This window comes from Arthrobacter psychrolactophilus (assembly GCF_003219795.1).
In the GTDB taxonomy this organism is placed as follows: domain Bacteria; phylum Actinomycetota; class Actinomycetes; order Actinomycetales; family Micrococcaceae; genus Specibacter; species Specibacter psychrolactophilus.
Window position 1 is genome coordinate 51437 of record NZ_QJVC01000007.1, and the last position, 21507, is coordinate 72943.

At 61.9% G+C, this 21507-nt stretch carries 17 protein-coding genes; 10 read left to right on the plus strand and 7 right to left on the minus strand.

Annotated features, from left to right (window positions below; genetic code table 11):
- Window positions 1–362: 362 nt before the first annotated feature.
- Window positions 363–3758, plus strand: a complete 3396-nt coding sequence (locus tag CVS30_RS09550) for a pyruvate carboxylase (RefSeq protein ID WP_110485105.1) — start codon at window positions 363–365, stop codon at window positions 3756–3758.
- An 81-nt stretch (window positions 3759–3839) separates the two neighbouring features.
- On the opposite strand, the gene CVS30_RS09555 is transcribed toward CVS30_RS09550, so the two are convergent.
- Window positions 3840–5654 (minus strand): AMP-dependent synthetase/ligase, encoded by a 1815-nt coding sequence (locus tag CVS30_RS09555; protein ID WP_110485106.1) that lies wholly within the window; start codon window positions 5652–5654, stop codon window positions 3840–3842.
- 194 nt (window positions 5655–5848) lie between these two features.
- On the opposite strand from CVS30_RS09555, the gene CVS30_RS09560 reads away from it, so the two are divergent.
- Window positions 5849–6853: an ROK family glucokinase gene (locus CVS30_RS09560; RefSeq protein ID WP_110485107.1), complete on the plus strand. Its 1005-nt coding sequence runs from the start codon at window positions 5849–5851 to the stop codon at window positions 6851–6853.
- A gap of 18 nt (window positions 6854–6871) precedes the next feature.
- On the opposite strand, the gene CVS30_RS09565 is transcribed toward CVS30_RS09560, so the two are convergent.
- Together CVS30_RS09565 and CVS30_RS09570 are read right to left on the minus strand one after the other, a co-directional pair.
- Entirely contained in the window at window positions 6872–7375 is a 504-nt protein-coding gene (locus CVS30_RS09565; RefSeq protein ID WP_110485108.1) for a hypothetical protein, read from the minus strand.
- A complete protein-coding gene (locus CVS30_RS09570) occupies window positions 7375–8145 on the minus strand; it encodes an alpha/beta hydrolase (RefSeq protein ID WP_245934531.1) in 771 nt (256 codons plus the stop codon). Before CVS30_RS09570 ends, CVS30_RS09565 begins: the two co-directional genes overlap by 1 nt.
- A gap of 144 nt (window positions 8146–8289) precedes the next feature.
- Between CVS30_RS09570 and CVS30_RS09575 the strand changes: the two genes are divergently transcribed.
- Both CVS30_RS09575 and CVS30_RS09580 read left to right on the plus strand, forming a co-directional pair.
- Window positions 8290–9108 carry a lysophospholipid acyltransferase family protein gene (locus CVS30_RS09575; RefSeq protein WP_110485109.1) on the plus strand — a complete coding sequence of 273 codons (819 nt, stop codon included), beginning with the start codon at window positions 8290–8292 and terminating at the stop codon, window positions 9106–9108.
- A 121-nt stretch (window positions 9109–9229) separates the two neighbouring features.
- Window positions 9230–10627, plus strand: a complete 1398-nt coding sequence (locus CVS30_RS09580; protein WP_110485110.1) for a class II 3-deoxy-7-phosphoheptulonate synthase — start codon at window positions 9230–9232, stop codon at window positions 10625–10627.
- Between the two features lie 129 nt (window positions 10628–10756).
- On the opposite strand, the gene CVS30_RS09585 is transcribed toward CVS30_RS09580, so the two are convergent.
- Together CVS30_RS09585 and CVS30_RS09590 are read right to left on the minus strand one after the other, a co-directional pair.
- Window positions 10757–12883, minus strand: a complete 2127-nt coding sequence (locus CVS30_RS09585; RefSeq protein ID WP_110485111.1) for a Stk1 family PASTA domain-containing Ser/Thr kinase — start codon at window positions 12881–12883, stop codon at window positions 10757–10759.
- A gap of 103 nt (window positions 12884–12986) precedes the next feature.
- Window positions 12987–14435 carry a LysM peptidoglycan-binding domain-containing protein gene (locus tag CVS30_RS09590; RefSeq protein WP_110485112.1) on the minus strand — a complete coding sequence of 483 codons (1449 nt, stop codon included), beginning with the start codon at window positions 14433–14435 and terminating at the stop codon, window positions 12987–12989.
- A 181-nt stretch (window positions 14436–14616) separates the two neighbouring features.
- On the opposite strand from CVS30_RS09590, the gene CVS30_RS09595 reads away from it, so the two are divergent.
- The gene (locus CVS30_RS09595) at window positions 14617–14970 is read left to right on the plus strand and encodes an Rv2175c family DNA-binding protein (RefSeq protein WP_110485113.1); all 354 of its coding nucleotides are present in this window, start codon (window positions 14617–14619) and stop codon (window positions 14968–14970) included.
- 95 nt (window positions 14971–15065) lie between these two features.
- Here the strand turns inward: CVS30_RS09595 and CVS30_RS09600 are convergent, their stop codons facing one another.
- Both CVS30_RS09600 and CVS30_RS09605 read right to left on the minus strand, forming a co-directional pair.
- Window positions 15066–16193 carry a polyprenyl synthetase family protein gene (locus CVS30_RS09600; RefSeq protein WP_110485114.1) on the minus strand — a complete coding sequence of 376 codons (1128 nt, stop codon included), beginning with the start codon at window positions 16191–16193 and terminating at the stop codon, window positions 15066–15068.
- Between the two features lie 68 nt (window positions 16194–16261).
- Window positions 16262–16822 carry a hypothetical protein gene (locus CVS30_RS09605; protein WP_110485115.1) on the minus strand — a complete coding sequence of 187 codons (561 nt, stop codon included), beginning with the start codon at window positions 16820–16822 and terminating at the stop codon, window positions 16262–16264.
- Between the two features lie 103 nt (window positions 16823–16925).
- On the opposite strand from CVS30_RS09605, the gene dinB reads away from it, so the two are divergent.
- The 5 genes from dinB to ftsL all read left to right on the plus strand — a co-directional run bounded on the left by dinB (window position 16926) and on the right by ftsL (window position 21473).
- Window positions 16926–18140, plus strand: coding sequence for a DNA polymerase IV (gene dinB, locus CVS30_RS09610; protein ID WP_306418765.1), 1215 nt, complete (start codon window positions 16926–16928; stop codon window positions 18138–18140).
- 199 nt (window positions 18141–18339) lie between these two features.
- Window positions 18340–18717, plus strand: a complete 378-nt coding sequence (locus CVS30_RS09615; RefSeq protein WP_110485116.1) for an SCO2097 family morphological protein — start codon at window positions 18340–18342, stop codon at window positions 18715–18717.
- Window positions 18718–19112: 395 nt separating this feature from the next.
- Complete coding sequence (mraZ, locus tag CVS30_RS09620) at window positions 19113–19544, plus strand: division/cell wall cluster transcriptional repressor MraZ (RefSeq protein WP_110485117.1); 432 nt, start codon at window positions 19113–19115, stop codon at window positions 19542–19544.
- A gap of 265 nt (window positions 19545–19809) precedes the next feature.
- Complete coding sequence (gene rsmH, locus CVS30_RS09625) at window positions 19810–20808, plus strand: 16S rRNA (cytosine(1402)-N(4))-methyltransferase RsmH (RefSeq protein WP_110485118.1); 999 nt, start codon at window positions 19810–19812, stop codon at window positions 20806–20808.
- Window positions 20805–21473 carry a cell division protein FtsL gene (ftsL, locus tag CVS30_RS09630; RefSeq protein ID WP_110485119.1) on the plus strand — a complete coding sequence of 223 codons (669 nt, stop codon included), beginning with the start codon at window positions 20805–20807 and terminating at the stop codon, window positions 21471–21473. The genes rsmH and ftsL overlap by 4 nt, the downstream gene beginning before the upstream one ends.
- Window positions 21474–21507 lie beyond the last annotated feature (34 nt).

A 21507-nucleotide genomic window follows, 5' to 3' on the forward strand; every position in this document is an offset into this window, starting at 1 on the left:
AAAATCGTTACGAGACTCACACCTCTGGAACGATTAAAGGGGAGCCCGCAAAAAGGTGGCGTGCTGGCGTCGGAGGTTGTGCTGCAGCCGCCGTCCGCGAGGGTGGTCGGAGGGATGAGTGATCCATGCCGTATTGTTACGCCACCGTGAGTGATGTGCACCACACGATTTGCTGTGAAATAGTTCCAGGGGTCACACTGGCACCACTTTGTGTCACAGAACTACAGCAAATTTCTACTGGGCGGTTTTTAGTGCGGCACGTTTCTGGCCTCCCGGGCCAGCGCCGCAGCCCTCACGGGTGAGGCGCGTACCTGCCAAGTGTGGGGCACGCGTTTCGCCACCAATGTTCACACAGGAGTGAGATGTTTTCGAAAATTCTGGTTGCCAACCGCGGTGAAATCGCGATCCGGGCATTCCGTGCCAGCTACGAGCTCGGCGCCAAGACCGTGGCCGTCTACCCGTATGAGGACCGGACGTCTATCCACCGCCAGAAGGCCGACGAGGCCTACCTGATCGGTGAAGAGGGCCACCCTGTTCGTGCCTACCTGGACGTGGCAGAGGTTATCCGCGTCGCCAAAGAAGCCGGCGCGGATGCCATCTACCCCGGCTATGGCTTTCTCTCTGAAAACCCGGACCTGGCCGCTGCGGCTCGGGACGCTGGAATTACCTTTGTTGGCCCGCCCGCTGAAGTGTTGGAGCTGACAGGTAATAAGGTTCACGCCATCAACGCTGCCCGCGAGGCTGGGATCCCGGTTCTGGAGTCCAGCGAGCCCAGCGCTGATTTGGACTACCTGCTCGGCGCTGCAGCAAAGATTGGGTACCCCATCTTCGCCAAGGCCGTTGCCGGTGGTGGTGGCCGTGGCATGCGCCGCGTGGAGAAGGCTGAGGACCTGGAAGAAGCCCTCAGGTCCGCCATGCGTGAAGCCGATGCTGCCTTCGGGGACCCCACCATGTTCCTCGAGCAGGCCGTGCTGCGCCCCCGTCACATTGAGGTCCAGATCCTTGCCGATAACGAAGGCAACGTCATCCACCTCTTTGAGCGGGACTGCTCGCTGCAGCGCCGCCACCAAAAAGTTGTTGAGATCGCCCCGGCCCCGAACCTAGACGAGGGCATCCGTAAGGCGCTGCACTCCGACGCCGTGAAGTTCGCCAAGGCAATGGGGTACGTCAACGCTGGAACCGTTGAGTTCCTCGTTGACACGGTGGGTGAGCGTGCCGGACAGCATGTGTTCATCGAGATGAACCCGCGCATCCAGGTTGAGCACACCGTGACCGAAGAAATCACCGACGTGGACCTCGTGCAGGCGCAGATGCGCATTGCCGCCGGTGAGACCCTGGCCGATCTCGGCCTGAGTCAGGACACCGTTCAGGTCAAGGGCGCCGCGCTGCAGTGCCGCATCACCACGGAAGATCCGGCTAACGGCTTCCGTCCTGACGTTGGCGAGATCACGACGTACCGTTCCGCAGGTGGTGCCGGTGTCCGGCTCGACGGCGGAACCATTTACGCCGGTGCCCAGATCAGCCCGCACTTTGACTCCATGCTGGTCAAGCTCACCTGCCGTGGACGCGACTACAAGACAGCCGTTGCCCGCGCACGTCGTGCCCTGGCCGAGTTCCGTATCCGAGGCGTCTCCACCAACATTTCCTTCCTGCAGGCCGTCTTGGCAGATCCGGCGTTCAATGCCGGAGACGTGGCCACGTCCTTCATCGACGAACGTCCCGAACTGCTCAACGCCCAGGTGTCCTCGGACCGTGGTACGAAGCTGCTGAGCTGGCTCGCCGACACGACCGTCAACAAGCCCCACGGCGAGCTCTCGGTGTTGGCCGATCCTGCCAGCAAACTCCCGGCCGTCGATGTGGCCACGGCGCCTGCGGGATCGCGCCAGCTGCTCGCCGAGCTTGGACCGGAAGGTTTCGCTGCAGCCCTGCGCGCACAGACCGCCGTCGCTGTCACCGACACCACCTTCCGTGACGCGCACCAGTCGCTTCTGGCGACCCGGGTGCGCACAAGGGACCTGCTCGCCGCCGGACCCGCAGTATCGGTGCTGACGCCGCAGCTCCTCTCCGTTGAGGCCTGGGGCGGCGCCACGTACGACGTCTCCCTGCGCTTCCTGGGTGAAGACCCGTGGCAGCGTCTGACTAAACTCCGTGAGGCCCTGCCCAACGTCTGCCTGCAGATGCTGCTGCGTGGGCGCAACACGGTGGGGTACACGCCGTACCCGGCCGAAGTGACCGACACCTTTGTCCAGGAAGCTGCCGCGAGTGGCATCGACATCTTCCGCATCTTTGACGCGCTCAACGATGTTGCTCAGATGGAACCGGCTATCAAGGCCGTCCGGGCCACGGGCACCGCGGTGGCCGAGGTGGCACTCTGCTACACGGGCGATCTGCTGGATCCCGCCGAAACCATCTACACGCTGGACTACTACCTGGAACTGGCGCAGCGCATTGTTGACGCCGGAGCGCACATCCTGGCCATCAAGGACATGGCAGGGGTGCTCCGCCCGGCGGCCGCAGCCAAGCTTGTCACGGCCTTGCGTGAGCGCTTTGAGCTTCCGGTCCACCTGCACACCCACGACACGGCAGGCGGCCAGCTCGCCACGTTGATGGCGGCCATCAATGCCGGGGTCGACGCCGTCGACGTCGCCTCGGCTGCCTTGGCCGGCACCACAAGCCAGCCCTCAGCCTCGGCCCTGGTCGCCGCGTTGGCGCACACCGAGCGTGACACCGGCATCGATCTGGCGGCCGTCAGCTCGCTGGAACCCTACTGGGAAGCAATTCGTCGCCTCTACGCCCCGTTTGAATCGGGCCTGGCCGCACCCACGGGCCGCGTGTACCTCCACGAGATCCCGGGAGGTCAGCTGTCCAATCTGCGCCAGCAGGCGATCGCCCTAGGTCTGGGGGAGCGCTTCGAGGAAATCGAGGACATGTACACGGCTGCGGACCGCATCCTAGGGCACCTGGTCAAGGTCACGCCGTCGTCCAAGGTGGTGGGCGATCTGGCCCTGCACCTGGTGGGCATCAAGGCCGACCCGGCCGACTTCGAGGCGAACCCGCAGAACTACGACATCCCGGACTCCGTCATCGGCTTCCTCGGTGGCGAGCTGGGAACTCCTCCCGGCGGCTGGCCCGAGCCCTTCCGCACGAAGGCGCTTCAGGGACGTACCGTGGTGGAACGCATGGGTACCTTGAGCGAGCAGGACAGCGCCGAACTCACTGGCGACAGCCCCACGCGACGCGCGGCCCTGAACCGTCTGCTCTTCGCTGGCCCCACGAAGGACTTCGAGGCCATCCGCAAGGACTTCGGCGATGTCTCGGTGCTGGATACGCGTGACTACCTCTTCGGTCTGCGCCGTGGCGTGGAACATACGATTGACCTGGGCAAGGGCGTGCGCCTGATCGCCGTGCTCGAGACCATCTCCGAGGCCGACGAAAAGGGCATGCGCACGGTGGTGTGCAAGCTCAACGGCCAGAACCGCCCCATCACGGTGCGCGATCGCAGCATCGAAAGCACCGTCAAGGCCGCCGAGAAGGCCGATGAAACCGTGCCGGGTCAGGTGGCGGCACCCTTCGCCGGCGCTGTCAGCGTCAAGGTGGCCGTCGGCGACGTCGTCGAGGCGGGCGCCACGATCGCCACGATTGAGGCCATGAAGATGGAAGCCTCCATTACGACGCCGGTCGGCGGCACGGTCTCTCGTCTGGCCGTCTCTGGGGTAGCCCAGGTGCAAGGCGGGGACCTGCTGCTCGTCATCGGCTAGCCAGAGACACAAAGGGCCTCGGCGGTTCCGACCAGATCTGGTCGGAACCGCCGAGGCCCTTTTGCTTAAGCCGATCAGGGCTTAGGACGGCTTCTTGCTCAGGTAAATCTCTTCCACCACGGTGTTGAAATCCTGCAAGACCTGGCCGCGCTTGACCTTCATGGACGGGGTCAGGTGGCCGGAGTTCTCCGTGAAGTCGGTGTCGACGATACGGAACTGCTTGATGGCCTCGGCGGCAGAGACAGTGCCGTTCGCGCGGTCAACGGCCTTCTGCACGGCGGCCACCACGATCGGATCCTTAGCTGCCTGGGCTACTGTGATGACGCTGCTCAGGCCGTGCGCCTTGCCCCACTGCGGCAGCGCCTCCTCATCGAGGGTGACGATCGCGGCGATGAAGGGCCGCTGCTCACCAATGACAACACACTGCGAGACGATGGCATCGGCGCGGATCTGGTCCTCAAGCAGGGCCGGAACCACATTCTTGCCACCCGAGGTGACGATGATTTCCTTCTTGCGTCCGGTGATCTTCAGGAAGCCTTGCTCATCGAGCTCGCCAATGTCACCCGTGCGGAACCAGCCATCAATGAAGGTCTCGGCCGTCAGATCGTCTCGGCCGAAGTACCCCTTCATGACGCAGACGCCCTGGGTGAGGATCTCTCCGTCGTCAGCAATTTTCACCGCGTTGCCGGGCAGAGGCGCACCGACGGTGCCAATCTTGATGCGCTCGGGTCGGTTGACGGTGATGGGGGCCGTGGTTTCCGTGAGGCCGTAGCCTTCGAGGATCTGCAGGCCGATGCCCTGGAAGAAGTAGCCCAGACGCTCGCCGAGCGGGCCACCACCGGAGACGGCATGGCGGACATTGCCACCCATGGCGGCGCGGAGCTTGCTGTAGACGAGCTTGTCGAACAAGGCGTGCTTGGCCTTGAGAACGATGCCAACCTTGCCCGCCTGCGCGGCACGGGCATAATCGATCGCGGTATGAGCGGCCAGGCCAAAGATCTTGCCTTTTCCCTCGCCCTCGGCCTTGAGCGAAGCCGAGTTGTAGACCTTTTCAAAGACGCGCGGCACGGCCAAGATAAACGATGGCTTGAAGCTTTGCAGATCGTTGAGCAAGTTCTTGATATCCGGGGTGTGGCCAACCTTGGCGCCACCGGCCACGGCCAGGACCGAGATGTAGCGGGCAAAGACGTGTGCCAGGGGCAGGAACATGATGGTCTGTGAGCCAGGCGGAACCACGCTCTGACCTAGTACGGCCAAGGCGTTCTCGCTGAGCTCGACAAAGTTAGAGTGCGTGAGCATGCAGCCCTTGGGGCGGCCCGTGGTGCCGGAGGTGTAGATGATGGTTGCCACGTCGGCGAGCCCGTTGGCGGTGCGTGCCGCTTCCAGGGTTTCGTCGCTGACATCCGCTCCGGCCTCACGCAAAACATCCAGACCGTCGCCCTCGAGCTGCCAGACGTGCTGCAAAGCGGTCAGGCCCTCGTTGTGTGCGGCCTGACGAATGATGTTTTCGTGGCTTCCCGTTTCGGCAAACACGGCCACGGCCCCGGAGTCGCCAAGATTCCATGCCACCTGCGACGGGGACGAGGTTTCATAAATCGGCACGGAGACGGCGCCGGCAAACCAGATGGAGAAGTCAACGAGTGACCATTCATATCGGGTGCGCGCCATAATCCCGACACAGTCGCCAACGTTGATACCCGAGGCAATCAGGCCCTTGGCGATCGCACTGACGTCGGCAAGGAATTCCTTCGCCGAGACATCTATCCAGACGTTGTCAGCGTTGCGTTTGGAGAATAGTGCGGGATTGGCGGCTAGTTTGGCTTGGCGCAGCACAAACTCGGTCGTATTCATGGTCGGGGGACTGACGACCTTGGCCGGGACGGAAATCTCTTGCACAATAGCTCCTTTGATATGTGGCTCTGCGATCGTGTTGCTTCACTCTATCCGCGAAACGCGTGTTTGGCGCGGCGAACTATATTACTTACCAGTAACATTATGTGATCGAGCTCATACTTTCCATTTCGGTGGCCAGTCATCATCGCGGGAGCGGGGCGCGCATGCCGCGAAGCAGTGCTGGGTAGAATCGTTCAATGCCTGCCTTTAGCTCCGAATCCATCTCCGCCGCACGCTCCCACGCCGCCGACGCTGTGCCGCTGGCCCTGGGGATCGACATCGGTGGGACAAAGGTCGCCGCTGGTGTGGTCGATGGCCACGGCGTCATCGTGGAAGAACTCAGGCGTGTCACGCCGGGTCGCGATGCTCGTGCCGTGGAGCAGGTCATCGTCGACCTCGTCGCCGAGTTGGGCTCCCGGCACGCCATTGAATCCGTGGGTATCGGTGCCGCAGGATGGATGGACCTCGACGGCGCCCGGGTCGTCTTTAGCCCCCACCTCGCCTGGCGCGACGAACCCTTGCGCGACACGCTCGAGGCCATGCTGCACCGCCCCGTCCTAGTAACTAACGACGCCGACGCGGCCGCGTGGGCCGAAGCGCGCTTCGGGGCCGGCCAGGGTCACTCTCGCATGATCATGCTGACGCTGGGCACCGGCATCGGAGGTGCCCTGGTTCTCGACGGCAAGGTGGAACGCGGCGCCTTTGGCATGGCCGGAGAATTTGGCCACCAAATCATCATGCCCGGCGGTCATCGTTGCGAATGCGGAAACCGCGGTTGCTGGGAACAGTACGCCTCCGGCAATGCGCTCGGCCGCGAGGCTCGCGAATTGGCTGGAAAACAATCACCCATGGCGGCAGCACTGCTGGCCGCGGTCGACGGACGTGCCGAAGAGATCACCGGCACCGTCGTGACAGATCTGGCCTTGCAGGGCGAGGCCACGAGCAAGGAGCTCATCGCTGAGGTGGGGGACTGGCTGGGCCTCGGCATGGCCAATCTGGCCGCCGCGCTGGATCCGGCGCTCTTTGTCATTGGCGGCGGCCTGAGCGCCGCCGGCGAGCTATTGCTCGAGCCCGCGCGTCGGGCCTACTCCCGGAATCTGACCGGACGTGGATATCGCAAGGAAGCGGCCATTGAAGAGGCTCAGCTAGGCGCGGCCGCTGGACTCATCGGCGCGGCAGATCTCTCCCGCGCCCGCCGCTAGCGGCGCTCTGGCTAGCAGCTAGACGACCGCGCCGTCACCCTTGCTGTCATCACGGTGGTCGGGCAGGCGGAACAGCAGGTAACCGGCGCCCCCGAGGAATGCCATGATGACGCCGATGACTAAGATCATGGGCGCCTGACGCCAGAAGATCGAGGCAAAGACCAGGAATAACGGGCCTCCCGCGGCCCCAATCCACGAGAGCAAGATGGCCGGCTCCGTGTTCCGCAGCACGGGCGGCTCCTCGGGAACAAAGTCGTCAGCGGAGTCCTCCACCGCATAGTCTCGGGGCCCACTGGTGGAGGTGTCGCCGTCGTCCGCGGCAGGCTGAGCAGCCCAGACGCCGAGCGGGTCAAAATCTTGCACGCGCTTGGGCTCAGACCGACTCGTCTCGGGAGGAGCCACCAAGCCCGGCTCGGACATGAAGGAATCCTCCACGTCCTCCAGCCTGGCGACAAGGTCGAGCCAGATCTCCTCGTCATTTCCGCCGGTCTGTGGCGAACCCGCTCCGGGATCAGATTGCATTAAAGGGTCCTTCGGAAGAAGTCGGCCGACTGGGAAAAGATCAAGGGCGCGTCGTTGTCCATCGTGGCTACATGGTAGCTGTTTTCCAGCGGCACGATGCGAAGCTCGGAGGAGCCTATCCGTTCCTTGAGTACCTCGATGCTGGAATCGGGCACCACATGATCCACCGTGGAGCGAAAGACCAGGGTTGGGGCCGTCACACGAGGAAGCAGCTCAATCGTGTTGCTAAAGAGTTGGGATAGCTGATGCACCGCCGCAACAGGGGTCCGGGTGTAGGCGCCCTCGCTCACGCCCTGAAGCTTCATGTCATTGCCAATGGCCGGAACGCTTTTGAGGACGTACTTCAGTAGCCCGGCGTACTTGGCCTTGGGATCACCGAAGGTGAGCCCGGGATTGACGACGGCGACTCCGGCGACAGGATGGAGGGCCGCGACCCGCAGCGACAGTGCCCCGCCCATAGACATGCCGACGACGTAGACCGAGTCGCAACGGGCGGCCAGCTCTAGATACGCGGCCTCAAAGTCGCGGTACCAGTCCTCCCAGGGCGTCTTGGCCAGATCCTGCCAGGACGTTCCGTGGCCGGCCAGAAGTGGCATGTTCACGGCGAATCCTGCCTCGGCCAGGGACTCGCTCCAGCTCTGCATGCTGACGGGCGAACCGGTGAATCCGTGGCAGACAGCGACGCCAATGCGAGCCAGCTCCCCGTGCCCGGGGGAGCGGAATGATTGCACCATGATGTGTAGCCCCTTTTCTTCCCGAATTTTTGCCATTCGGGACGTCCTCGCGTGACTGCGGCCGTGCTACCGCGTTTAACAGCCGCTTTCATTAGACTACTGTTGATACGTTCACAGTGGGGGGAACCGCCGTGAACCCGGTTCGTGTGCAACCGGCAGCGCCAGAGGAGGAGCACGACCGTGATCTATTGGGTACTTAAAAAGATTTTTCTAGGCCCCATTTTGAAGCTGTTGTTCCGTCCCTGGACTAAGGGGCTGGATAATCTACCCGTTGACGGCCCGGCCGTTCTGGCCAGCAACCACCTGTCCTTCTCGGACTCAATCTTCATGCCGCTCATGGTCCCGCGGCCCGTCGTCTTCCTTGCCAAGAGCGATTACTTCACGGGCAAGGGCATCAAGGGGCGCCTGACGGCGGCCTTCTTCACTCTGACGAACCAGCTGCCCATGGACCGCTCCGGTGGCGCCGCATCCGCGAATTCGCTGCAGACCGGGATCGATGTCCTCAACGACGGCGGCCTGCTCGGCATTTACCCCGAGGGCACCCGGAGCCCCGACGGTCGCCTCTACCGTGGCAAGGTGGGCGTCGCCAAGCTCGTGTTGACGGCCAACGTTCCCGTGATTCCCGTGGCCATGATCGGCACCGACAAGGTGCAGCCGATCGGCCGCCGCATCCCCTCGATCCGCCGGCTGGGTGTCATCTTTGGTGAGCCCATGGACTTTAGCCGCTATCAGGGCATGGCCGATGACCGCTTTGTCCAGCGCTCGGTCACGGACGAGATCATGTATGAACTCATGCGCCTCTCCGGCCAGGAATATGTCGACTCCTACGCCAGCACCATCAAGGACAAGCTCGCCGCCGACAAGTCAGCCAAACCGGCCGCCGCCAGCGATGCTATCCGGATCGACCCGCCGGCCGTCATCGCCCCCGGTGCGGTGACGGTCATCGGCGCGAAAAAGGACAAGGACACCCCCGAGGAGAAAGCTGCCCCCGAGGCGTAGGCTCCTCAAAACTGAGGCCTGCGGCTTTTTTGCAGGCGCCGTGGCGGGCCGAAAGCGAACATCGCCATCTCAGGTGTCGGACTGTTTAGTCCACCGCGGTTTTGGGGGATACCCTTAACACGTGACTGATCTAACCTTAAACGAATCACTTGCACCCGCTGCCGGAATTTCCGTCCCCGGTGCCGCCGTTTACCCAGGCCTTGATGACTGGCGCGAGCTGACTATCGCCCAGCAGCCGACCTGGTCCGAACACCCGGCCTTCGGGCCCACGGTCAAGGAATTGTCCTCCGTGCCTCCGCTGGTGTTTGCCGGTGAGGTTGACGTGCTGCGGTCGCGCCTAGCTCAGGCCGCCAAGGGCGAGGCCTTCTTGCTGCAGGGTGGCGATTGCGCCGAGACCTTCGAGGCTGCCACCGCCGACAAGATCAGTGCCCGCGTGAAGACCATTTTGCAGATGGCCGTGGTGCTGACCTATGGTGCTCAGCTGCCCGTCATCAAGATGGGACGTATGGCTGGCCAGTTCGCCAAGCCGCGTTCCTCCAATGATGAAACGCGCGACGGCGTGACCCTTCCGGCATACCGTGGCGACATCGTCAACGGCTACGACTTCACCCCGGAGTCCCGCCAGCACGACCCGTCCCGCATGCTCAAGGCCTACCACACCTCTGCCTCGACCCTGAATTTGATTCGCGCCTTCACGCAGGGCGGCTTTGCCGATCTGCGCAGCGTGCACGAATGGAACCGCGGCTTCACCTCCAACCCGGCCCACAGCCGGTACGAGCAGCTGGCCAAGGAAATCGACAGTGCCATTAAGTTCATGGCCTCCTGCGGCGCCGACTTTGATGCGCTCAAGACCGTTGAGTTCTTCGCCAGCCATGAGGCACTCCTGCTGGACTACGAGCGGGCCCTGACCCGCATCGACTCACGCACGGGCCTGCCCTACGACACCTCGGCACACTTCCTGTGGATCGGTGAGCGCACGCGCGATCTGGACCAGGCACACGTGGACTTCCTGTCCCGCGTCCGCAACCCGATCGGTGTTAAGCTCGGCCCCACGACCTCACCCGATGATGCCCTGCGCCTCATCGAGAAACTGGACCCGAACCGCGAGCCCGGCCGCCTGACCTTCATCACCCGCATGGGTGCCACCAACATTCGTGAGAAACTCCCGAACCTGGTGGAAAAGGTCACCGCCTCCGGCGCTCAGGTGCTGTGGGTTACTGACCCCATGCACGGCAACACCGTCACCTCACCTAACGGTTACAAGACCCGTAACTTTGACGATGTCATCGACGAAGTCCGTGGCTTCTTCGAGGTGCACGAAGCCCAGGGCACAGTCCCCGGTGGCTTGCACGTTGAGATGACCGGCGACGACGTGGCCGAGTGCCTCGGCGGCGCCGATCCGATCGACCAGGAAGCCTTCCTGACCGGTTACGAGTCTGTCTGCGACCCGCGCCTGAACCACAAGCAGTCTCTGGAAATGGCGTTCCTGGTCTCCGAAGGTCTGCGCAAGAACAAGTAACTTCGGCACCATGCAAAAGGCTCCCACTCATTAGAGTGGGAGCCTTTTGTCGTTCCTGCGGGGATCGATGGTTCAGCCGCGCCGAGGATCTCGGCTCCCGATGCGCTAAGCCCCAGTAGCCTGTCTGGGCTAGATAACTTGGAGCGTGATGGTGCTGCCCTCGGGGGCCTGGCCATCGCTCGGGTCTTGGAAACGCACCGTGCCGAAGAAACCGCCCAGCAGGTTCTTCACCTCGACCTCGAAGCCGAGGGCTTTGAGCTCGGCCGTGGCCGCACCAACCTGCTTACCCACCGTGTTCGGCACGCCAATCATCTTTGGCCCCTTGGAGAGGGTGAGCGTGACGGTGCCGCCCGCTGTGAGGTTTCCGGAGTCCGGGGACTGGGAAAGAACTACACCGGCGGGAACGGTCTTACTGTTGACCTGTTCGGGCGCTGTCACGGAGACGAGCCCTACGGCCTTGAGTGCCGCGATGGCGTCACCCTCGCTCATCCCGGCCACGGAGGGCACCGGGATGGGTTTGGGGCCCTTAGAGGTCACGAGATTTATCTTGGTGCCCGCGCGAAATTCCTTACCCGCAGCCGGATCCTGACTCAGGACCACGCCGGCCGGCACCTTCTCGTCGAAGACCTCCGTGACGGTTCCTGCCGTCAATTGCGCCTCTTTCAGTGCGGCCGTCGCGGCATCGAGGGCCCGCCCCGTCACGGCCGGGACCGGATACAGCACGGGGCCAAGGGAGACCTGCAAGGTGACGGTCTTGAACTTACGCACAGATGATCCCGCGCTCGGATCCGTGGCCACGATCAAGCCCGCGGCGACCTTCTCATCAAAAATTTCAGAGGTCGGGATCTGCTCGAACCCGGCCGCAAGTAACATTTCTTGCGCCTGAGGCACGCTCTGGTTGTGCACATCTGGAACGGTCGCGAGAGCGCCTGGCCCAAAGCCCACAAACCAACCAGCGCCAGCAGCCAAGGCTCCCAGCACTAGGACCAACAAAATCCACAGCAGGGCGCGTCGCTTGGGCTTAGCTGGTCCAAGGTTCTTCGTGGGCGTTGCCGCCGCCTTGGCTCGCTCCTTCGCGGCCAGCGCCGACTGACGTTTTGTCAGAGGAGGAGCTTCCTCGGAACTGTCATCGTCAGCGTGGCTGGCCTGTGCGACGTCGTCCTTCTCCACAGCCAGAGCGACGGTGGGGTACAGATCGGCGTGCGGATCTTCGGCGTAGAGCTTGGGCGATGACGGCAAGACGGAGGTGGGGAAAGAGGGGGGCGCAATGACACTCGTGGCGTCGGGGAAGGAACGCGGGCCCGTGATGACCTCGGTATGCTCCGCGGGCTCAAGAGTAGTTGTCAGGGCAGTGTGCTGGTTCCCGGAGGGAATGATGGGACCGTCCGGGCTCGCACCAAAATCAAGTTCGGCGGGGGAGAGGGTCTTGCGAATATGGCGCAGATCCTCCAGCAGGGCGGCACCGTTGGCCGGACGATGGTCTGGGTCCTTCTCCGTCATGTACCGCACTAGCTCATCCATGACGGGCGGGAGTCCGGGAACGGCCAAGGAGGGCGCAGGAAGCTCGTCTTGGATATGAGACATGACCACGGCCACGGGCAGTTCGGCACGGAAGGGCTGCTGGCCGGTCAGCAGTTCATAGAGCATGATGCCGGCAGAGTAAATGTCGCTGCGCGCATCTCCGCCCTGGCCGCGAGCCAACTCGGGGGCGATGTAGCCAACCGTGCCCAGGAGGGTTCCGGTGTTGGTGGAGGTGGTGACGGCACGGGACAGCCCAAAGTCGCCGATCTTGACCCACCCCTGACGGGAGATCAACACATTCTCGGGTTTGACGTCTCGGTGCACGAGGCCGGCGTTATGCGCAGCGGCGAGACCTTCCACGACGGGGTCCAGGAGGTCGAGTGCCTGGCGCAAGCTCAGGGCGCCGTTTTCATTGATCACGTCGCGGAGCGTGTAGCCATCGATGAACTCAAAGACGAGGTAGGCGTGCTGCGGCCCCACACCGTGATCGTGAATTTGCACGACATGCGGATGCGACAGGCTCGCGGCACTTTGCGCCTCACGACTGAGCCGGGTGATGAACGCGGTGTCGGTGGCCAGATGGGGATGCAGAATCTTGAGGGCGATATTGCGGCCTAGCCGCAGATCCTTGGCGAGGTACACGGTGGACATGCCGCCGTGCGCCACCTTGGATACAACCAGATAGCGACCATCGATGGTTGACCCGTTCAGCGGGTCGTTAGAGACTTCTTGCACCCTTCCACCTTAGAAGCAGTATGGAAAAGGGACCGCCAGCAACACCGTGCTGGCGGTCCCTTTTCGTTGAAAGCGTACTTTCGGCCCGTATTCGGGGTTGTTGCTACCGGAAGAGCTCGCGCTTTGAGCTAATGCCGGCAACGTAGGTGGCCGTGTCGGAGAACATGCCATTGACGCTCACCGAGTAGGCGCCCTGGTAGTAACCGGCAATCGCCTCGGATTCGTTCGGTGCCGATTTCAGGAGTGCGCGGATGATGGCGACACCGGCCGTGACGTTGTCCGTGGGGTCGAGCAGGTTTAGCTTGCGGCCAACCAGGCCAGAGGCCCAGTCGCCAGAGTCCGGAATGACCTGCATGGTGCCGATGGCATTTGCGGGGGACACCGACTGGTGGTTGAAGCTGGATTCCTGCAAGGCAAAGGCCAGGGCCAGCGACGGGTCTACGCCCATGCTCGAGGCGGTGCTGGCCACGAGCGACTTGATCTCTTCCACCGAGGGGGCAGGAGCCGCCAGCAGCAGGGCCTTATTCCGATTGGCGTCATTCACGACGGCAGACGGGTAGGTGTAGTGCAAGAAGGTGCTGGGGACCTGGTCCTCGGGAGCGAGTGCGGCCGGGACATCCTGCGGCTTCTGCGTGATCGGGGCGATTTCGCTGGAGGCCGCGTTCAGGCCCGGAATACTCAGGGTCTTCCCGGGGTAAATGGTGGCCTTGGCGTCGATATTATTGGCCGACACGAGGGCTGCCAAGCTGACGTTATTCTTGGCCGCAATGGCGGAGAGCGTGTCGCCGGCCTTGATAACGTAGCGTTCGCCCGTGGCTGGCTTATTTTCCTTCGCCGGGCTCGACGACGGAGCTGTCGTCACAGCGCCGCCCACCTTGATCTTCTGGCCAGGATGGATGATGGAGCGTCCGTCGAGGCTGTTCAGGGAGAAGATGCTGGAGAGGCTGATCTTGTGATCGGCGGCAATCCCGCTGAGGGTATCCCCGGCGCGGACGGTGTAGCTGGCCGATGCCGTGGTGCTTGAGGTGCTCGGAGCCGTCGCTGCTGCCGACGAGCCTGAGATGCTCAGAACTTCGCCGGGGTAAATGACGGTGCTGGCCGAGATCTTGTTGCGTGTCAGGACGGACTCCGTGGAGACCCCGTACTTGGCGGCAATCCCTGAGACGGTATCGCCAGCCACGACGGTGTGGGAGGTGATGCCTGCCTGAGCCTTCAAGGCGCCCGCAAGGGTTCCGGTGAGCGTGGTCTTGAAGCTCGTCTCGCTAGGGCTCAGCGCTGTGACAGCACGCGGCACCGAGCTGGCCACAAGAGCCGTGGGAATACGGTTGGCGGCGGTGCGTGCCTGAACGGCAGCCAGCACCTTTTGGGAATCGAGGCTTCCGTGCGTTCCCTGAGGAGCAATCCCCGTGTGCTGCGGGCTTGCCGACGCGGGAGCCGCGAGGCCTAAGGAGGAGAGCATAACAACCGGGATCGCCGCGGTGGCGACCGCAACCAGCTGCTTACCACCCGCGGCCGATTTTGTCGCGGCAGAAGAAGGGCGTGTGGGAGTCATGGGTGCGTACCTCAAGTTTCCGTTACGGATGAGACCAATGGGGTTGATGTTACTAAAGTGCTATCAAAAATTTACCCTAAAACCCAGTTCTTCGGGACCCCGCTGTGGATTGGCGCACAAATTTTAGCTACTTTGCCCTCTCGTCTACACGGTTAACGGCAATATGTGGGAACCTTTGAGGGTGAGTAATGTTGAAACAGTAGTCAGCGAATGGTTGCCCCTGCCCGATGTCGCCGAGATGCTTGATGTCTCGGTCACCAAAGTCCACGCACTGGTCAAGGATGGTTCCTTGCTTGCCGCACGTGTGGGGGAACGCAAGATTCGGTCCGTTCCGGCCGAATTCATTGCCGGTGACCATATCCTGGAAAGCCTGCGAGGCACCATCACGGTCCTCCAGGACGCCGGATTCGAAGACGAAGAGGCCATTCTGTGGCTGTACACCCCCGACGAGTCGTTGCCGGGCCGTCCCATCGACGCACTGATCGGTGGCCGCAAGACCGAGATTCGTCGTCGTGCCTCAGCCCTGGGCTGGTAAGGCACGCTCGATTAGCTAAGTAAGACAACAGGAGAGGTTGGGCATGGTGCCCAACCTCTCCTTTATTACTTAAGCGCTCGTGGCGATCTGCTGCATTATGAGGTCCGCGCGACCGCGGCCAGTCCCAGCGCCGAGAGGGCTTCTGTCACGGAGTCTGCAATCGTCAACCGCTTCAGGGCTGCGAAGGCACGCTCGCTCAGCTCGGTGATCATGGCCTCGGTGTTGGCCAGTGCCCCGGAGTCGACCATGATGGCGCACAAGCGCTCCACCTCTGCGTCACTGAGGTCCTGTCGACCGAGGTTTTGATCCACAAATTCCCCATCCGCAGCAGCGGCGGCATCGATCGTCAGCCCGACCAAGACGGTGCGCTTTCCTTCGCGGAGGTCATCGCCGGCCGGCTTACCTGTTGTGGCCGGATCGCCGAAGACACCCAAGACGTCGTCGCGCAATTGAAAAGCTTCCCCGAGCGGCAAGGAAAAGTCGCTGTAGCCGCTCAGCAGCTCGTCATCGGCACCGGCGAGGGCGCCGCCCATGACCAAGGGGTGCTCGGAGGAGTATTTGGCACTCTTAAAACGAATGATCGCCGAGGCGCGCGCCACCGCCGTACCGTGCGGCTTGGACGGTCCGGACACCTCCTCCAAGATATCCAGGTACTGTCCGGCCATGACCTCGGTCCGCATCACATTGAACACTGCGCGGGCCCGCGAGGATGCGGCACGCGAAACGGGCTCGTTGCTACCTGCGGCAATCAGCGAGAACATCTCCTCGCTCAGGGACAGGCATAGATCGCCGGTCAGGATCGCTGCCGCATGGCCAAAGCGCTCGTGGTCCAGCGCCCAGCCACTGTCCGTGTGCAGGGTGCCGAACTGTCGGTGCACGCTGGGACCGCCGCGGCGGGTGTCGGAGCGATCGATGATGTCATCGTGAATGAGCGCCGCCGCCTGAAAGAGCTCCAGCGCGGCGCCGGCCTGAATGATAGCCCGGTCATCGGCGGCGCCGCCGGCCCCACGCCAGCCCCAGTAGCAGAGCAAAGCCCGCATCCTTTTTCCACCCGTGACAAGTTTCCTGATCGAGTCAATCAACACCAAGGTGTCGGGGGAGATACGTGCCAACAAGGCATGCTTCTCGGCCAGGAAACTAGTGAGCTCTGTAGCAACGGCTGCAATGAAGGCCTCTTGTTCGGCCGCTGGGTTCGCGCCACGAGGGACAGACGTTGCGTTCATGCTTTCAAGATTCCTTGCTGTTTGATCTGGTGCGGTGAATAAAAGTGCGGGTACGGAAGGTACTGCTATTACTTGAACGACGCCGGCAGCAGAGTCGCGCCGAGTGTAAAGGTGGCGGTTGCCCCGGTCTGAACCACCGAGACGGTGACGATTTCCTGGCCTTCTGCCCGGACGAAGGTTTTCAGCGGAACGCCGTCCACCGAGTCGCCCGGCTGAGCCTTAAAACCCTGGTCGGTAAAGACCTTGGTGTAGTTGCTGACCACATCGGCTGAGGGGGCTGTCACGGTCGCCGTCAAGGAGGCCAAGGAGACGGGCTGGCCGTGTTGGAGGCTCGAGGCCTGAATCTGTGCGCCCTTCATGAGGGGCATGACAGTGGTGGGGAAGCCGGCGACAAGTTCCTTGACGGCCGTTTCTGCTGAGGCGGCGGCCGTGGATACCGCATCGGCGGTGGCTGACGCCGTCGGGCTTGGAGTTGTAGCGACTGTGGCAGAGCTGGTGGCCGAGGAATCCCCGGTGCTGGCGCCGGAGCAGGCGGTCAGAAAGATGACGGCGGCCGTTGCCATGGCAACAGCAAGTCGGCGACGCATCAACGGCAGTGTGCGCCCTGTCAAGGGTGAAACAAGAGTCATGAGCATTTCCTTAGCTTCCGGAGCCTGCGAGATGGCATCTTGTCCAGTTTACCCACGATAAGAGCCGCTGCTGGAGTTCTTCGGCAATCACTACACTTGAGGAGTGGATCAAGATCGGCAGGTAGGCGGTGAGCGGGCTCCCGTGCAAGAGGGTTGCACCGTCATGCATGTTGATATGGACGCCTTCTTCGTGTCCGTTGAGCTCCGTGAGCGCCCGGAGTTGATTGGCAAGAAAGTTATTGTGGGGTTCCCCACGGGGCGCTCGGTGGTTTTATCGGCCTCCTATGAGGCGCGTGCCGTGGGGGTGCGCTCGGCCATGCCCATGTCCACGGCGCTGCGGATGTGTCCCGACGCCGTCGTGATCGAGCCTCGGCACCAGCTGTACTACCAGGTCTCAGGAGAGGTCATGGAGGTCTTTCGCTCCATTACAGACACCGTGGAGCAGCTCAGCGTTGACGAGGCGTTCCTTGATATCGCCGGTTCCCTGCGACGGCTCGGCACGCCCCTGGAGATTGGCGCTTTGATTCGGACAAGGATTCTGACCGAGATTGGTATCACGGCATCGGTGGGTATCGCCGGTAGTAAATTTGTGGCCAAGGTCGCCTCGACCCGATGCAAGCCCAACGGCATGCTGCTGATCGAAAAGGCGCGAACCGTCGAATACCTCCACACCTTGCCCGTTGAAGCGCTGTGGGGCGTCGGCGCCAAGACCCGCGAGGTGCTTGCTAGGCTGGGCATTTTTACCGTCGCCGATGTTGCCGCAACTCCCTTGCCCTCCCTGCAGCGATCGTTGGGCAGTACCGGGACGGCGCTCCATGCACTGTCATGGGGGATAGATCCCCGGGCAGTCACCCCAGAGCATCAAGAGAAGAGTATTGGTGCGGAGGAGACCTTCGCGCAAGACACCTTTGAGACGGAATTGCTCACACGAGAACTACTGCGGCTCTCACACCGCGTCGCAGGACGGCTCCGAGAGGCAGGCCTCAGCGGTCGCATCCTCGCCCTGAAGATTAAATACTCAGATTTCACCACGATCACCCGATCCAAGGCGCTCCCCGCCAGCACCGATAGCGCCACGCAAATTTATGCCGGCACCGTGGCCCTGCTGCAGGCGCTCGGCGACAGGCCGCAGAGCGTGCGACTCATTGGACTCCGAGTGGAAAAGCTGGAATCTCTCGAGAGTGCCCCCTTGCAATTCACCCTGGATCCGCGGGATGACCACTCACGCAATGCGGAGGTTGTGGCCGACGCGATTGCCGCCAAATTCGGGACCGCGAAAATAGCTCCGGCACGGCTGATTAGGCCTCGCAGAGACTAGTACGAGTGGACTTTCAGTTCGAGAAAATCAGGATTATTGTTAGTCATAGGAGTTAATTGATTGGCGCCGCTACGGTGAAGATGTCACGATAAACACGATCGTGACGTTCTCACATCGAACTGGTTCTTCGGGAATCATTTCGACGGTATTGTCGTTAACAATGAAAGACCCCAGCGGCCCTGACCTGAAGGAGGTCGTCATGCCCCTCTCTGAACACGAACAGAGACTGTTGGACCAGTTGGAACAGCAGCTGCATGCTGAAGATCCCAAGTTTGCCCAGGCACTGTCCTCGGAAGCAAAGCATTCCATGTCCATGCGGAACGTTGTCATCGGCGTGCTCATAGTTATTGTCGGTTTGGTGGGTGTTCTTGGCGCAGTCGCCTTGAAGATTTTGCTGCTCGGAGTTTTCGGATTCCTGGTTATGGGCGGGGGCGTCTACCTTGCACTGGCCAAGTCCAAGTCGGCCTCCGGTTCGCAGCAGTCCACGAGGGCTGGCGGGAACGGCGGAGCCAAGCAAAAAGGCGGCTTCATGAACGGCCTCGAGGAAAAGTGGGAAGAGCGGCGCCGCCAGCAATAGCGGCACCACCTCAAACGTTGACGTTTGGCCTTAACAACTAAGACCCTCAGGGGTCTTTTTTGTTTTAAGGCGGGCACGTTCGAAATAGTTTCCTGTGAATCAGGCCTCAAACACCGCCAACCCTAAATCCCTCCACTTTGCGCCACCGGGTGGGCATTGTGCTGCCAAATCGTGCCTCCATGGGGCCAAATGAGCGATGTCGGTGCCAACTGTGGTGCACACCCTATTTTTCCCTCCACCGCAAACCCTCAAGAGAATCCTTGAAATGACGCGGAAAATTAATCCATTCCATGGTCAACACGCCCAAAAGTGGAGTTGACGGTGGAGGATTGTGGAGTAATGTGGAGCACGTAAGAGGGGATTGGGTAGGCTCTCGGCAATGAAGGTGGTGGACGGTGTTTCTTGGAACACATTCACCGCGCCTTGATGACAAGGGTCGCATTATCCTTCCCGCAAAGTTCCGGGAGGAACTTTCCAGCGGATTGGTTCTGACAAAGGGCCAGGAAAACTGCATTTACGTTTTCAGTGCAAGGGAATTTGAAAAAGTCTTAGCTCAAATGCAGGATGCTCCACTGTCCAACATGGCGGCACGAGACTACATTCGAATATTTCTTTCGGGAGCCTCTGACGAGGTTCCCGACAAGCAGGGAAGGGTGACCATTCCGGCCACCCTGCGATCCTATGCAGGCCTCGAGAAGGAACTGGTGGTTATTGGCGCCGGTAGCCGGGCAGAGATCTGGGACGCCCAAGCTTGGCATGATTATCTAGCCGCCAAGGAGAGCGCTTTCGCAGCAACTGACGAACTCGCTATTCCAGGTATCAGCTAGATGATGTTTTCGCTGAGAGGCAGTAGTTTCGCCTTCAGCGATGGTCTTGCATGAGATCTCCAGCCGCCCAGCACAGCCCTTCCTGACTCACCTTCCCCGGAGTCAGGCATGGCACAGCTTGGCGCGGAGGGGGATCTGGTTCAAGAGCAAGAGTTCCCCATGGGGATGAACCAAGGCACCACCGCAGTACACATTGTTAGTAAAGATTTGCCCCACGGGGATTGCATACCCTAGCCGGTTTTGACCGAAGAGAAACGGAGTCGTGATGACGTCGGAGAACCCCACGCCACCTACGTCCGAACGCCACACTCCTGTTCTAAAAGATCGTTGTATTAACCTCTTAGCCCCCGCCTTTGAGCTGGCCCGCGTGGCTGGCCGGACCCCCATCGTGATCGATGCGACCCTGGGCATGGGCGGTCACAGCGAGGCCATGTTGCAGCGCTATCCCGATCTGCATCTTATCGGCATCGACCGTGACACAGAGGCGCTGGGCCTCGCCGGCGAGCGATTGGCCCCCTTCTCCGATCGCACCGATCTGGTCCATGCCGTATACGACGAGATCACCGACGTCCTGGCCGACCTGGGCGTGCCGGGTATCGACGGAATTTTGATGGACCTCGGCGTCTCCTCACTCCAGCTGGATGAGCGCGACCGCGGCTTCGCCTACTCCTTCGATGCGCCGCTGGATATGCGCATGGATACCAGCCGCGGACAGACGGCCGCAGACGTCATCAACAGCTACTCCGAAGAGGACCTCGTCCGTATCATCCGCAAGTGGGGCGAAGAAAAGTTCGCCGGGCGTATCGCCAACCACATTGTGGCTGCCCGCGACAAGGCCCCGCTGACCCGGACGGGCGAGCTCGTAGACATCATCCGCAATGTCGTTCCCTCGGGAGCCGCGAAAACGGGTGGACACCCCGCCAAGCGCACCTTTCAGGCGCTGCGCATCGAGGTCAACGAGGAATTGAGCGTGCTGGAAACCGCCATTCCCGCCGCCGTCGATGCACTGGTCCTCCACGGTCGCGCCGTCGTTATGTCGTACCACTCGCTAGAAGACAAGATCGTCAAGTCTGTCTTCGCTGCAGGTGCCCAGTCCTCGGCTCCCGCGGGATTCCCCGTGGAGCTCGAAGAACACAAAGCAACGCTCAAACGCCTCACCAAGGGCACAGAGATACCCACCGAGGAAGAAATTGCCGAGAATCCGCGAGCCGCGTCAGCGCGTTTGCGGGCCGTGGAAAAGATTAGGATCAGGAGCGCAAAATGAGCCAGCAAGCGGCACGCAATATCCCGGTGATGTCGGGCAGTTCTGCCCCTGTGCTGCGTGCGCCCTTGCTTGACCCACTCATTGGCAGCCCCACCCAGGCTCCTGAGAAGGCGAAAAAGGTCCGCGCACCCCTTCGTTTGGTGGTTTCCCCGCCCAAGCGCAGCTCCCGCTCCCTCGTGGTGATTTTGTTCATGGTGATTGTCGCCGCGATGGCTGTGGTGCTCGTCATAAGCATCTCGGTATCCAAGGGCCAGTACGAATTAGTAGGACTGAAGAACCAGCAGCAAGATCTGTACAAGGTGAATCAATCACTGCGGCAGGACATTGCAGCTAAGCAGGCTCCTCAGGAACTCGTTGCTCAGGCTTCTGCCCTCGGTATGGTTCCGGCCAGCACCACCGGGCAGATCGATGTGCGGACCAAACAGGTCAGTGGTTCACCTCAGCCTGCCTCGGCAGATACTAAGGGCCTGGTCGTGCTTCCGCCAGCCCTCATAGACACGCCGACTGCTCCTGTCGTGGCCGAACCCGAGGCTCCGGCCGTCAAGGACGATGCGTCCAAGACACCCGCAGTCCCGGCAGAAAAGACCGCTCCGGCTCCTGCCGCTGTTCTCGCTCCAGAACTCAACGGCGGTACCATCCCGGCACCGCTCGAGAAGGGCGACTAGAGTTAAACGAGAAGCCTCATCACCTCAGGTGGCA